Below are 13,208 nucleotides of genomic sequence, written 5' to 3' on the forward strand. Positions count from 1 at the left end.
GTATGCCAGAAATTGGAAGACCAGTAGAGCAAAACGCATTCTCAGACATCAAAATCAATAGACAACCATCGACTGCAAATGGTGCTCTTCCTAATAGAGCAGTAGGTGATTCATTAAATCAGATCGCCGGAAATAAGCCAGAAGCGCGTTTTGTCGATAGAAGAAAAAAAGAAGAACTTGGTCAAGATGGTTTTATGAAACTTCTTGCTCACCAGTTAAAAAATCAAGATCCAATGAAACCGATGGATCAAAAAGATTTCTCAGCCAACCTTGCTCAGTTCTCGCAACTAGAGCAGTTGACGGCCATGAATAAAAAAATGGATGCCGTTAACCAAAATGCAGTTGACGATAAACGTGTTCAGGGTGCAGCTTTCTTAGGAAGAAAAGTTGTGACATCTGGAACAAGTATTGACTACAAAGGTGATGGGAAAGATGTAAGAGTTCCTTTCTTCCTTGACCAACCAGCGAAGGCCGCTGTTATCAACATTCTTGATAATAAGAACCAGCTGATTGCCAGAATTGAAAGAGAGAATTTACAAAAAGGAATGCAAGACGTAACGTGGGATGGAATTGGATTCGACGGACAAATTGCAGCGAAAGAAACTTATCACTTTGAGGTGATTGGTTTCGATGAAAACAACAATAAGTTTAACGGTTCAACTCGCTCTGAAGGTTTAGTACAAGGTGTACACTTCGAAGACGGTGAGACTGTATTAGATCTTGCGAATGGAAAAAAAGTTTTCCTAAAAGATGTTCAAAGTTTTTCTGTAGCGGAAAATAATGATCAGGGAAAAAATATTCCTGCATTGCAAAAGCAAGCGGCGCAAGCTTATAATCAAGTAGAGAAACAATAATTTTTTCGTAAGAAAAAATATAAGGTAAAAAAAGAAAAAAATGGCGAATCCTAAAATTAACAACATTCTTATTCCGAACGTCACGCAGCTGCCGTCGCAGAAGAAGACGGATGACGTTAATAAGTTAAAGCAAGGGGAAACGTCAGAGTTTAAGGGACTCTTAGACTCACAAGTAGCAGAGCAGGAAGGCCAGTCCGCTCTAGCTCCAAAAAAAGGCATTCAGCTTTCAACTCACGCGATGAGAAGGCTTCAAGAAAGAAACATTTCAATTGATAAAGATGAATACACAAAATTACAAACAGCAATGGATCGCCTGAAATTAAAAGGAGGGCAGGATTCGTTAGTTATTACGGGTAAAGCGGCGTACATAGTAGATGTTCCGAAAAACACGATTGTAACTGCGATTGATAAAGAAAGTATTGGAGAAAACGTTTTTACGAAAATTGATTCTACGATTTTAATGAATTAACAAATTAATAATAAAAGTCTTAAAGAAAACGGTTGGTCCTTTCCGGAAACCTGAGTTTAAAGCCTGTAGTGCTATAAACATCTTTAAGCGATTAGGTCTAGGAGGGACATAATGGGTATTCTACGTTCATTCACAATTGGTGTTTCTGGTTTAAATGCTTCTGGTCAAGGTATGGGTGTAATCGGTGATAACATCGCTAACGCCGGAACAAACGGATTTAAATCTTCTAGAGCTGAATTTCAAGACGTATTAGCAGTATCACTTAAAGGAATCGAAGGGGGAGACCAATTCGGTGCCGGTACAAAATTAGGTCACATTAAGCCTCTAATGACTCAAGGGGATATCTCAAGAACAGATTCAGTAACAGACCTTGCACTTTCTGGTGACGGTATGTTCACAATTGAAGCTCCAGCAGGAAGAACGTTTACTCGTGATGGATCTTTCCACTTCGATAAAGAAGGTCAGTTAACAACTATGGACGGATACAAAGTTCTTGGTTTCCAGGCCGATGAACACGGAAAGATGGTTAACAAAATCGACGCTATTAAACTAGGGAACACAACAATCCCAGCGAAAGCGACAAAAGAAGTTCTAATGTCGATGAACCTTGATTCACGTATGAACAAGATGGAATTCAACATCGAGAACCCAGAGAAAACTTCTAACTTCTCTAACTCAATGACAATTTACGATAACATCGGTACAGCTAGAACTGTAACTGCTTACTACAACAAAGTAGATAACAACACATGGGAATACCACATTGCTGTTGATGGAAAAGATGTAGAAGGTGGAAAGCCAGATACTATGTATGAACAAGCTTCTGGTACTCTAATTTTCAACGACAAAGGGCAACTTGAAGAAGAAAAGACTTCTAAAAACTCTTTCAACTTCAACAAAGGTGCTGCTAAAGACCAAAAAATTACTTTTAACTTTGGTCAATCGATTAAAGAAGGTGGAAACGGTCTTGATGCTTCTACTCAGTACGGATCTGATTCAGCAATGGCCCGTCACACTCAAGATGGAGCTTCAGCTGCAACATTAACTTCTCTTTCATTTAACGATAAAGGGATTTTAACTGCTTCATACGATAACGGTGAAACAAGAGACGTAGCTCAAATCGCTGTAGCAAAGTTTGAAAACAACGAAGGTCTATTCAAAATTGGTAAGAACCTTTTCAAAGAATCAAAAGCATCTGGACAAGCTGCTCTTGGTAAACCTGGTGAGTCTGGACGTGGAGAAGTTCTTTCTAAGTCAATCGAGCTTTCAAACGTTGATATCGCAAACGAATTCGTTAACCTGATGACAGCTCAAAGAAACTTCCAGGCTAACGCTAAGACGTTAACGACAGCGGACGAAATGCTACAACAAGTTCTTCAGATTAAGAGATAATTTTAGCTAGCTAAATAATAAAGGGGCCTAGGAAGGGCCCCTTTTTTTGGGAAAAATACCGGAACAAATATGAAGAGAAATACTTGTTTAATTATTTTAATCGCTTTTGTCCTCTCATCTTGTGCCTACTGGCCGAAAAGCTGGAGAAAGCCTTCAAGTGTAGAGACATCACTGGATCTACTGGAAAAATCTCAGGTGATCATTGACCGGGTAGCGACAAGAGATTTTAATGTTCAAAGCTGTAGCCGCGATTTAGACCTTTTGATTGAACAATATAGTAAAGCGCCGGAGACACTGAATATCGAAGTCATTAAAAACCAAGGACAGGAAATCCTGGACCAAAGTTTTGATGCTAGAATGGCCATTCACTCTATGCTGGATGTTTTACCGGTTGAATGTAAGGCGAAAGTAAAAGACCTTTACCTGAAAATGCGCATGGTGGAGGATTATGTTGGAGTTCACTACTATAGCGATGCCCAGATCTCTGCTGATTCGATTAAGTATCAGGAAGAGCCTGTGCCGGTTTATGAAGCCGATAAATACCGTCCTTATCACGTAGGAGCGGGGATTGATCCAAAAGCGAAATTCGAGTTTAAAAACGGCGATATCATGATCACTAAAGGGATCAGCTTTGTTTCGAGCACGATTTCGGAACTGGCCGCTCCTAAATCCGTTTTCAGCCATATTGTTTTTGTTCACGTTGATGAAAAAACGAAAGAAGTGACAACGATTGAATCCTATGTCGGAAAAGGCGTGAGCATTTTCCCAATTGAGGAGGCGCTTAAAAACGAAAACGCCCGCATCCTGGTACTAAGAGCAAAAGATCAGGCCCTAGCTTCGAAAGCCGCCAACTATATGTACAACAAGGTTCAAAAACTTAAGTCTGAAAAAAAGTACATTCCGTATGACTATGAGTTGGATTTTTCCGACAATAGCAAAATGTCATGCGAAGAAGTGGCCTACGATGCTTATAAAACGGTTTCTAATGGAGCGATGATTATTCCGGAAATGGAGTCTCAGATTCTTTTAGATGACCCAAAATTTTTAAAGCGCGTTGGTGTTAAAAAAGGGCCGATGATGGTTCCAACAGATATGGAGACAGATTCGCGCTTTGATGTCGTTCTAGACTGGACGGATTACCGCGTGATGCGCGATTCATGGAGAAAGGACGCTCTTTTAGGAGAGATGTTCAGATGGATCCAGGACTACGATTACCGCATCTATGAAAATATGACGAGTGTTGCCGCAAAGGTGATCTGGTCAACACGATACATCCCGGGACTGTGGGGGATGATGTCGAAGATTTCTGGAATCCCAAAAGACTTTACGAAAGATGTCCCAAGCTTAACGATTACGACGATGGCGAGTTTAAAGTCTATTGGCGGTAATTTACTTCCAGTTGTCACTAAAGCTGACCAGGAACACTTTGAGAAAACTGGCAGATGGATGACGACAGAGGAGCTGCGCTTAACACTGGATCAATATCGTCAGACAAATCCAAAAGACCTAAGAAAAGTATTCAGAGAAAAATAAATCAATCGTTCATCAGGTTTGTGCCAACACAGACCTGATGATTTCCTGACATCCACGCATCTTGTTTTCTTTTAAAATCTAAGCGAAACTCTTAAGTAATAAATAAAAATCAAGGATGATTTCAATGATGAACTTAAGACTAGGGCTTCTTGCCTTATGTATCGTCGGCTCTTCTGAGGCCTTTTCGGCCGATTTGTTTAAGGTCGCTCCTTACACACTCAAGCACACTAATGGTCATTTGCTTTTAAATTTTCAGTTAAATGAAGATAAGAAGCTGGTGATTGAAGACGGGCAGAAGATCAACCGCTCTTTTGAATACAAAAAAGGGACTCATTACCAGACAGAATTAGGAAAAGAAGAATGTGGAGTCAGCAAAGACCTGCGCATCCGCGATGCTGGAACAAACCAAGTGGTTTTCACGAAAAGCTATGAAGGTCTCTCATGCACAGAGGGATCAAGAGCTCCAGACTACACATTTGGATTTATCAGCGATACACAACAGTATAAAGACCGTCATGAAGCGATCGCACAAGTTATCGCCTATCACCACTCAATGGACCCGCTTCAGTTTCTCATTAACGGTGGGGACGTAGTTCAAAATGGACAAAAAGACGAACAAGAATGGATTGAGTACTTTTTAGGTGGGAAAGCTTACTTGATGGATGTTCCGCAAATCGCAGCAATTGGAAACCATGATTACCGCGGGCACAAAGTAGATTACGCACTTCCAAAATTTTTCCAGAAATACATGAGATGGGAAGGAAGCCCGGCCAACGGAAACCTTTTCTTTGAAATGCCAGGTTTTCAATTAGTCATCTGGAACAGCAATGTCGGCGATCTTAAGAGTGATGAAGAAGACCAAATGTGGACGTGGCTTGAGCAAAAAATGCAGGCAGCCCAAAAGAGCAACACTCCATTGATTTTTGTAACTCACTTCCCGGTGTATTCATCTTCACTAAATAAGTTCACAAGCTTTGCAGTAATGAAGCTAAGGAGAAAACTGGTTCCAATGGTTGAAAAATACGGTGTTAAGCTGGTGTTGAGCGGACACACTCATATGTATGAGCGCTCATTTAAAGATGGTGTTCATTATTTAGTCGCTGGCCCTGCCGGTGGGCGTATAAATAAGCCAACTTTTAAGAATCCATATGTACAAAAATTTGACTCAAATGCGCTTACTTTTACTAAAGTAAAATATTCTAACCGTACTTTGAAGATCGAGACATTCAACCAAGATAATACATTGATTGATCAATTATTTTTGAATCTTTAGATACCACTTCTAACAGGGCCTGTTTTCGTGCAGGCCCTGTCATTTGCCAGCCTAATAAATATTTTTTTCAAATCTTAAGTTTAGAAAATTCCCCTCTGTCTCGATAGGAGTTCGTTGCCGAATCTTTGAGGTCTTTTCTGATGTCAAAAATATTTAATTACCGCAATATTTTCAGAATCAATATGATTCTACTTACCCTTTTTTTGGGTTCGATTGTCGCTTTATTGTGGGCTTCTTTTGAAGTGAACCAATTAAATGAATTCAGGCACACTTCACTAGAGGGGATTCAGGAGTTGCAAAAAAACTCTGATGATCTGACACGTCTTGCGCGTTTATATATCGTGACTGGTGAGAAGAAATGGGTAGAAGAATACGACAAAAGAAAATCGTCAAAAAAAGATCTGCTTCACAAGCAAGGATTCACTCGCAATGAACTAAATAAAGTAGAGCAGGCGGTGAAACTGTCAAAAGATTTAATGAGCATTGAAATTGAGGCCATTCACGCCGTCCAGGGGTTCTATCACGACGTTAATGGTGGTTATAAAAATAAAGGTGTGCCGAATTTAGACCTGGCAAAAAGGTTGATGCACAATCAGATTTATCAAAATTTTTCGACAGAGTTCACTAAGGCCGTGACAGATTTAAAAGAGATCTTAAAGGCCCGTCTGGAACGCGAAATAAAAATGAACAAGGAAAGGATTTTTATTTTTCAAGGCATGAGTGTTTTGATGGGGCTTTTGATGTTTTTATCAGCAATGCTCTTAAATAAGTATTTGAGAAAGGCCCCGGCCGAAACTGAAAGTCACCAGCATTTTAGTGAAATGATCGAGACCATGTACGCGATTAAGGAAGAAAACAGAACGATTAATGAAAGTATGTTTCAGGCCAAGCAGCTTTTTTTTAATGCCTCGGTTGAAGCCGTTAAGTCGGGCGAAAGTGGGAAGGATCTTTTACTCGTCATCAATGAGTTTGAAAAACTTACCGAAGTCAGCGCCAAATCAGCGACTGAGATTTCAGGCATTCTGGATAAAACAATTGTGAGTGCAGTGGAATTATCTGAAGGGAAGAAGGTTGCCTAGGCTTCGCCGTCGTTGCCGATAGCTTCGACAGGGCAGGCTTCCATGGCGCTCAGGCATTCTTCAAGTTCTACCTGAGTTTTTGGCTGTAATTTAACAAAAGCATGGCCGTCATCATCATTCATGGTAAAAAAACTCGGGGCTTCCATAACACAAGCATCGCAAGCGATACATTGGTCATCAACGTAGAATTTCCCCGGTACATTTAGATCCCATTTTGAGTTTTTGTCGGCCATTGCTCTTTTATCTCTTATTACATCTGTAAAACATTGTGGTTGATTTTAACCTTTGTGTTCGCTTCCAGCTCTTTTAGGATGTTGTCCATCATTTTACGAGCTAGGGCGTTCTTTAGGCCGGCTTCATCACTTGCAGTCTTCGCTTGAGCGTTTAGATCTGTAGCTTTTGCAGCCGCCGTGCTTCTTACCATAATCAAGTTTGCACCGTCATCAAAAGAATTGAACTTCGGCTTAGATAGGTCTCCAGCGAATAGTTCCTTCATGTTATCAGCAGAAACGTAAGCTCCTGTTGAGATCCCATCGATACGGTTAGCAGTTCCTTTGTTGTATTGAAGTTTGTATTTTGCAGCTAAGGCCTTAACTTCTGATTCGTTTCCAGCTTCAAGAGCTTTTCTCATGCTGTTGGCGATATCTACAGTAAGTTTCTTTAGGTCTTCAACTTTATCTTTTTGGATGATTTCGCGAGCAAATTTTTCGCGGAAGTCAGCAAGCTTAGCTGTCATACCTTCATTTTTCTTTTCAACGAAGATTAAGTGATAACCGAATTGTGTTTTTACCGGAGCAGAAACTGTCCCTGGTTTTTGTGTGAATGCAACCTGGTCGAACTCAGGAACCATTCTTCCTCTTTGGAAGCTTCCAAGCTCTCCGCCTTTACCTTTTCCAGATGGGTCTTCTGTGTATTGATTAGCTTTTGCAGCGAAGTTTCCAGGAGTCACTTCTTTGGCAATTTTTTCAATTTGTGCTTTTACTGCAGCTTCATCTTTTCCTTCTGTTAAAAGCAGGATGTGGCGAGCTGTAACTTCTTCTGGTTTGTTTAAGCTTTCTTTTCTTTCGTTGAACATTGATTCAACTCTTTTTTGGTTTGTTTCAACAGCAAGAAACTTTGCCAGTTCGTCGTTAGATACGTCGATAAACTGAGAAAGAGAGTGTTTTGAAATCTGAACGACTTCAACATTGAGTTGGTCTTCACGGAATTTTGCCATATCGGCCATGTAGCCTTTTGACAGTGGGAAGTTTCCAGCTAATTCTTGAACTTTTTTCATTCTGATCTGGTCGACAACATCTTGTTCGAATTCAAGTGGAGTCAGACGGTTTGCAGAAAGGATCCCTTTGTAGCGGTTAACGTCAAATTGACCGTTAGTCTGGAAGTATGGAAGCGCCTTAATTTCGGCCTTAACTTCTTCATCAGATGGAAAAGTTCCGAGATCTTTCGCGAATTTTACCATTAACTTTCTTTGGACGATGTTTTTGATCGTGCTTTCTTTGATTTTTAGGCCTTCAAGTTGCTTTGCAGTCAGCTCTCCACCCATAATTTGTTTATAGAACTCAATCTGACGATTGTATTCTTGCTGATACTCTTCAGGCTTGATTGGCATTCCGCCAACTGATCCAACTTGAGAGACAGATCCACCGCCTTCGAATTGTTGGTAACCAGTAAACATGAAAGCAAGAATGATGAGACCGATTAAAACAGTAGCAAAAACGCCGGCCGTTTTGTTCTTTGTGAATTCAGACATAACTTTTTCCCTTTGGTTCGCGCTTTAAAAAATTTCTCACTATTGTAACGATTAAAAGTAAAGTTCGTAAAGTTTATTGGCTTTTTAAAAAAGATTACTTAAGCTTAATTATTAATTGTTTTTCCCATCAATATTTACGGAGTGAATCACTTGAGATTGTCTGATTCAGAAGAGCGCAAAACCAAGATTGTGATTAACAGCATAATCTTAGCGATTTCCCTGTATGGGATGTCGCAGCGAGACTACGTTTTCCAAAAAACATCTATTGCTGAAAGAGTCATTATCGACCTGATGGCCCCAGTCCAGAGTTTTGTGACTGGAATCCAGGAAGGCATGTCTTCGTACGTCGAGCACTACGTGGCAAACCTTAATGCTAGTAAAGAAAATAAAGTCCTAAAAAATAAGATTTCAGACCTGCAAAATGAAGTTTTTAGTTACCAGGAAGCGGTTAAAGAAAGTGACCGCCTACGCGAGCTGATTAACTACGGCGAGCAGTTAGAGAGAAAGAAAATCGTTGCCCGCGTTGTTTCGTGGGATTCAGCGGATGATTACAAAGTTATTCGTATCAATAAAGGGGTTAAACACGGGGTGAAGCTTCACTCTGTTGTTGTGAGTGCTGAAGGTCTGGTTGGTTATGTTTACCGTCTGACTGCACACTTTGCTGACGTTATTACTATTCTTGATGCCAATAACCGTGTTGACGGTGTGGTTGAGCGCCTTCGCTCTCATGGTGTTGTTGAAGGTTACAGCCGCGGTCGCTGTATTATGAAATATGTTAACCGTACAGAGCCGATCATCCTAAACGATATCGTTTTAACGGCCGGTCTGGGGAACGTTTATCCAAAAGGTCTTAAGATCGGATACATTTCGCGTATTGAACGCGAAAGTTACGGGATCACTCAGCACGTAGAAATCACGCCAATCGTGAATTTCTCTAAACTTGAAGAAGTTCTGGTTCTGGTTCAAGAACAAGAAGAAGATAAACAACTCGAGTGGAAGGCCTTAGACCAAGAGCCGGAAGCAGGCGAGATTAAGCGATGAAAACAAATTTAAAAGATATTATTGTTCCACTGATTAAAACGCTCATCCTTCTGTTCTTTTTAGAGGTGATGACGACAGCGGTGTTCCCGAATATTGGTCTTCTACACTATAGAATTCCGTTCAATATTCTACTGGTATTGTTTCTTGGTCTAAGACTTGAAACACCATACCTGGCCATCATTATTATGATCGTTCAGTACTTTCACGGATTTTTCTCCGTTGAAGGTTGGGAGATGGGGACAGTTACCGGAATCGTTATCTGTGTTGTCGTTTCTTACGTAAGAGAAATGATCCACTTCTCGTCTTGGACGATGACGATCCTAATTACCCAGGTCTTCCAATTATTATGGTTTTTTGTACAATCGATTCTTATCTATATTCAGCTTGGAAGTCTGAATTACATTTTTGAAAAAGGCTGGCGCTTCCTTCCTCAGTCCGTCATTATCGCCCTTTTATCGCCGATCTTTTTCTATATCTTAAATAGAATCTGGAACGTAGATGATCGCGGTATGCTAGGAGATAAGGTCTAATGTTCGGTGAAGACGATCTGGTCAAATCCCACCAGGAAAGAGCAGATTTATTATTTAATATTATTGTTATAGCTTTTGCGATCCTGCTTGCCCGCCTGTGGTATCTGCAGATTTATCGTGGAAAGCAATTCTTTAACTACTCTCTGGAAAACAGACTTCGAAAAGACGTCGTTCGCGCTCCACGCGGGATGATTTTCTCGCGCAATAACGTTCTTCTTACTCACAACGTTCCGCGCTTTGATGCGATCGTGACACCTCAGTATTTAGAAAGTTCGGATGAGACAGTGGCCTACCTTGGGCAAATCCTGGAGATGACTCCGGATGCGATCAAGAAAATCCTAAAGCGTTACCAGGGACAAGCAAAATACATCCCGGTTGTTATTAAGAAAAATATTTCAAGAAAAGAAGTAGCGATCATTGAAACTGAATCGGCAAGACTGCCGGGGGTTTCGGTTGAAACGTTTATTTCCCGCGAGTACACCGACCGCGATGCCGGTGCTCACTTACTGGGATACATCTCAGAAATCTCTCAAGAAAAACTGCCAAAGCTGCGCGAGCGCGATAAGTACGATTACAAACAAGGTGACTTTATCGGGCAAGCAGGGATTGAGCAGCAGTTTGACTTAGAAATCAGAGGGCAAGACGGCTACCAGTTCATGGAAGTTGATGCCAGAGGACGCGCAAGAAGACACGTTAGCTCTGATGACCTTTATTCAGGAATTGAAAACAAACTGGCCGAGCCAGGGAAAAACGTTCGTCTGACAATTGACCGCGATGTTCAGCTGGCCGCTTACCACGCGCTTGATGGAAAAGATGGAGCCGCTGTTGCTCTTGATGTTGAAACTGGTGAAGTTATCGCCATGGTTTCTCGCCCAGCTTATGACCCAGGAAACTTCTCGACAGGTCTTACTTCAAACTATTGGGGTGGACTAGTTATGGATGAGAAGAGACCTCTTCGCGATAGAACAATCCAGGAGCACTATTCTCCAGGGTCTACGTTTAAAACTCTGACTCACATTGCGGCCCTTGAAGAAGGTATCATCAACGAAAACACGAAAGTTGTTTGTAGTGGTGGTTATAGAATGGGAGGAAGGGTCTTCCACTGTTGGAAAAAAGAAGGTCACGGTGTCGTAGACGTTATTAAAGCTCTGCAAACTTCATGTGACGTTTTCTACTACACAATCGGAAACAAGATCGATATCGACGTTATCTACAAGTACGCGACGATGTTTGGTATGGGACAGAGATCGGGGATCATCCTTCCGCGCGAAACTTCAGGTTTAATTCCTAACAAAGAATGGAAGAAAAAACGCACAGGAGTTGAGTGGCAGAAAGGGGAGACTCTTTCGTGCGTAATCGGTCAGTCATTCGTTAACGTAACTCCACTTCAACTGGCAATGTTCTACTCGACATTGGCAAACGAAGGGAAATTATACCGTCCACACGTTGTTAAAGAAGTCTTCTCAAACACTGGACAGGTCTTAAAGAGATATGAACCGGAACTTATCAATGAGTTTAAAATCTCTAAGAAGACACTTGATCTGACAAAACGTGCCCTGTTCGACGTAGTAAACGTACCAGGTGGTACAGCTTACTCACAAAAAGGAGTGGGGATTCAGATGTCTGGTAAGACGGGGACGGCCCAGGTTATCAGCTTCTCGGCAGACAAGATTTTCAGTAAGTGTGAAAACCAGGAATACAGATTCCGTCACCACGGTCTCTTTACGGCCTATGCTCCAAGCGTGAATCCAAAAATCGCCGTTGCAGTTGTTGTTGAACACGGATGTCACGGTGGTTCTGCCGCAGGTCCAGTTGCCCGCGCGATGGTTTCTGCTTACATGAATAAATACTTCCCAAAATATCAGGAAAAGCTGATTGCTGAAGATAAGATGACTTTTGAAGAAGCTATCGAAGACAACAGAGTCAACCCGTTCCCGATGGTTCCAGAGACAAACCCAATTGATTTCTACGATGAACAAGGGGTTCTGGTACGCAATTATGTATTAACTAGAGATGGCAAACGCGCGCCTCTTGCTCCATTAAAAGAAGGAGAGGGGACGGATGGTGAATAATGATTAATTTTAGAGAAGAACTCAAGCGCTACGATTATTCGTTCTTCGGAATTTGTACCGCAATTTTCATTATTGGTATCTTAAACCTGTACTCAGCGACTCATTCACACGGTGTTGGTCCAGAGCAGGGGATTTATAAAACTCAGATTATGTGGTTCTGCCTTTCTTGGATGGTGGGAATCGGGGTGAGTTTTATTCAACCAAAGAACTTTTACCGGTTAGCTTATCCTTCTTATCTACTATGTATCATGCTTTTAATTATGGTTCTTTTTGTGGGTCACTCGGCACTCGGAGGACAACGTTGGATCGGTATTGGTGGGATTAAGTTTCAGCCGTCGGAGATTGTTAAGATGTCCGTAGTTCTCGTTCTGGCCAGATGGTATTCAAAGGCTTCTCCGGAGCAAGAAACAGGCTTTAAAGAACTCATCATTCCATTTCTTATTACTTTCGTTCCTGCGATCATGGTTATTATTCAGCCCGATCTCGGTACGGGAATGTTAACGCTTCTTATTTTCTTCATGATCACTTTCTACAGAAAGCTAAAGTGGAAGACGATTGTTGTTATCGGAATGATCGGAATTGTTTCAGCGACAGTTATGTATAACTTTGGTCTTCGCGAATACCAAAAGAAAAGGATTATCACTTTCCTTGATCCGGAATTCGATGCCAAGGGTTCTGGTTACAACGCGATTCAATCTAAAATTGCTATCGGTTCGGGACAGTTTTTTGGAAAAGGATTCCGCCAGTCTTCTCAGGGGGCCCTGAACTATCTTCCAGAAAACCACACTGACTTTATTTTTGCGATCTTTAATGAAGAGCACGGGTTTGTTGGATCAGTATTTCTGATTGCTCTCTATCTGGCGCTATTCTATCGATTGTTATGGCTTGCTTCCAACGTCAATAAGATGTTTGATTCCATTGTTGTTGTCGGAGTGCTCGGGATTTTCTTCTGGCACACTATCGTTAACATGAGCATGGTTTCCGGATTGATGCCTATCGTTGGTATTCCACTCCCACTCATGTCTTACGGAGGATCAAACCTTCTGACATTCGGAGTGTGTTGTGGTGTCGTGACATCTATCAGCAATGCGAGAAATTTATTTTAAAGTCTGGCATTTCGCTATTAGTACTGTTGTAAGACTTGACTCTCTTGGAATCTTCGTGGGAAACTATTTTAGTCTCAGTAGGGGACTAAATAAAACCATAACCACGGAC

The 13,208-nt window shown here is 41.4% G+C and carries 12 protein-coding genes; 10 read left to right on the forward strand and 2 right to left on the reverse strand.

Going from position 1 to position 13,208, the window contains the following annotated elements; genetic code table 11:
* Positions 1-2 precede the first annotated feature (2 nt).
* From AC6JA8_RS02475 to AC6JA8_RS02500, 6 genes are all read left to right on the forward strand, one after another.
* A complete protein-coding gene (locus AC6JA8_RS02475) occupies positions 3-854 on the forward strand; it encodes a flagellar hook assembly protein FlgD (RefSeq protein WP_497975615.1) in 852 nt (283 codons plus the stop codon).
* A 40-nt stretch (positions 855-894) separates the two neighbouring features.
* Complete coding sequence (locus AC6JA8_RS02480; RefSeq protein ID WP_102242282.1) at positions 895-1,323, forward strand: TIGR02530 family flagellar biosynthesis protein; 429 nt, start codon at positions 895-897, stop codon at positions 1,321-1,323.
* 111 nt (positions 1,324-1,434) lie between these two features.
* The gene (locus tag AC6JA8_RS02485; protein WP_497975616.1) at positions 1,435-2,715 is read left to right on the forward strand and encodes a flagellar hook protein FlgE; all 1,281 of its coding nucleotides are present in this window, start codon (positions 1,435-1,437) and stop codon (positions 2,713-2,715) included.
* Positions 2,716-2,784: 69 nt separating this feature from the next.
* On the forward strand, positions 2,785-4,248 hold the full coding sequence (locus tag AC6JA8_RS02490) for a hypothetical protein (RefSeq protein ID WP_497975617.1): 1,464 nt from the start codon (positions 2,785-2,787) through the stop codon (positions 4,246-4,248).
* A 124-nt stretch (positions 4,249-4,372) separates the two neighbouring features.
* Positions 4,373-5,521 carry a metallophosphoesterase family protein gene (locus tag AC6JA8_RS02495; protein ID WP_497975618.1) on the forward strand — a complete coding sequence of 383 codons (1,149 nt, stop codon included), beginning with the start codon at positions 4,373-4,375 and terminating at the stop codon, positions 5,519-5,521.
* Positions 5,522-5,703: 182 nt separating this feature from the next.
* Positions 5,704-6,600: a methyl-accepting chemotaxis protein gene (locus AC6JA8_RS02500; RefSeq protein ID WP_497975619.1), complete on the forward strand. Its 897-nt coding sequence runs from the start codon at positions 5,704-5,706 to the stop codon at positions 6,598-6,600.
* Here the strand turns inward: AC6JA8_RS02500 and AC6JA8_RS02505 are convergent.
* Both AC6JA8_RS02505 and AC6JA8_RS02510 read right to left on the reverse strand, forming a co-directional pair.
* Positions 6,597-6,833, reverse strand: coding sequence for a ferredoxin (locus AC6JA8_RS02505; RefSeq protein ID WP_102242287.1), 237 nt, complete (start codon positions 6,831-6,833; stop codon positions 6,597-6,599). The genes AC6JA8_RS02500 and AC6JA8_RS02505 overlap by 4 nt on opposite strands.
* Positions 6,834-6,850: 17 nt before the next feature.
* The gene (locus AC6JA8_RS02510) at positions 6,851-8,350 is read right to left on the reverse strand and encodes a peptidylprolyl isomerase (protein WP_497975620.1); all 1,500 of its coding nucleotides are present in this window, start codon (positions 8,348-8,350) and stop codon (positions 6,851-6,853) included.
* Between the two features lie 150 nt (positions 8,351-8,500).
* Here AC6JA8_RS02510 and mreC point away from each other — a divergent pair, with 150 nt between their 5' ends.
* The 4 genes from mreC to rodA are packed head-to-tail and all read left to right on the forward strand — an operon-like array spanning position 8,501 to position 13,099.
* Positions 8,501-9,391 (forward strand): rod shape-determining protein MreC, encoded by an 891-nt coding sequence (gene mreC, locus AC6JA8_RS02515; RefSeq protein ID WP_158649535.1) that lies wholly within the window; start codon positions 8,501-8,503, stop codon positions 9,389-9,391.
* Positions 9,388-9,921: a hypothetical protein gene (locus tag AC6JA8_RS02520; RefSeq protein ID WP_102242290.1), complete on the forward strand. Its 534-nt coding sequence runs from the start codon at positions 9,388-9,390 to the stop codon at positions 9,919-9,921. Before mreC ends, AC6JA8_RS02520 begins: the two co-directional genes overlap by 4 nt.
* Positions 9,921-11,993: a penicillin-binding protein 2 gene (mrdA, locus tag AC6JA8_RS02525; protein WP_497975621.1), complete on the forward strand. Its 2,073-nt coding sequence runs from the start codon at positions 9,921-9,923 to the stop codon at positions 11,991-11,993. The genes AC6JA8_RS02520 and mrdA overlap by 1 nt, the downstream gene beginning before the upstream one ends.
* Entirely contained in the window at positions 11,993-13,099 is a 1,107-nt protein-coding gene (gene rodA / locus AC6JA8_RS02530; protein WP_497975622.1) for a rod shape-determining protein RodA, read from the forward strand. The genes mrdA and rodA overlap by 1 nt, the downstream gene beginning before the upstream one ends.
* Positions 13,100-13,208 lie beyond the last annotated feature (109 nt).

It is taken from the genome of Bacteriovorax sp. HI3 (assembly GCF_059738875.1).

Excerpts from the sequence above, each read along its gene's own strand:
- AC6JA8_RS02510 (WP_497975620.1), bottom strand. The coding sequence starts at position 8,350 with ATGTCTGAATTCACAAAGAACAAAACGGCCGGCGTTTTTGCTACTGTT.
- mrdA (WP_497975621.1), top strand. The coding sequence starts at position 9,921 with ATGTTCGGTGAAGACGATCTGGTCAAATCCCACCAGGAAAGAGCAGAT.
- AC6JA8_RS02495 (WP_497975618.1), top strand. The coding sequence starts at position 4,373 with ATGATGAACTTAAGACTAGGGCTTCTTGCCTTATGTATCGTCGGCTCT.
- AC6JA8_RS02480 (WP_102242282.1), top strand. The coding sequence starts at position 895 with ATGGCGAATCCTAAAATTAACAACATTCTTATTCCGAACGTCACGCAG.
- AC6JA8_RS02520 (WP_102242290.1), top strand. The coding sequence starts at position 9,388 with ATGAAAACAAATTTAAAAGATATTATTGTTCCACTGATTAAAACGCTC.
- rodA (WP_497975622.1), top strand. The coding sequence starts at position 11,993 with ATGATTAATTTTAGAGAAGAACTCAAGCGCTACGATTATTCGTTCTTC.
- AC6JA8_RS02500 (WP_497975619.1), top strand. The coding sequence starts at position 5,704 with ATGATTCTACTTACCCTTTTTTTGGGTTCGATTGTCGCTTTATTGTGG.
- AC6JA8_RS02485 (WP_497975616.1), top strand. The coding sequence starts at position 1,435 with ATGGGTATTCTACGTTCATTCACAATTGGTGTTTCTGGTTTAAATGCT.
- AC6JA8_RS02475 (WP_497975615.1), top strand. The coding sequence starts at position 3 with ATGCCAGAAATTGGAAGACCAGTAGAGCAAAACGCATTCTCAGACATC.
- AC6JA8_RS02505 (WP_102242287.1), bottom strand. The coding sequence starts at position 6,833 with ATGGCCGACAAAAACTCAAAATGGGATCTAAATGTACCGGGGAAATTC.
- AC6JA8_RS02490 (WP_497975617.1), top strand. The coding sequence starts at position 2,785 with ATGAAGAGAAATACTTGTTTAATTATTTTAATCGCTTTTGTCCTCTCA.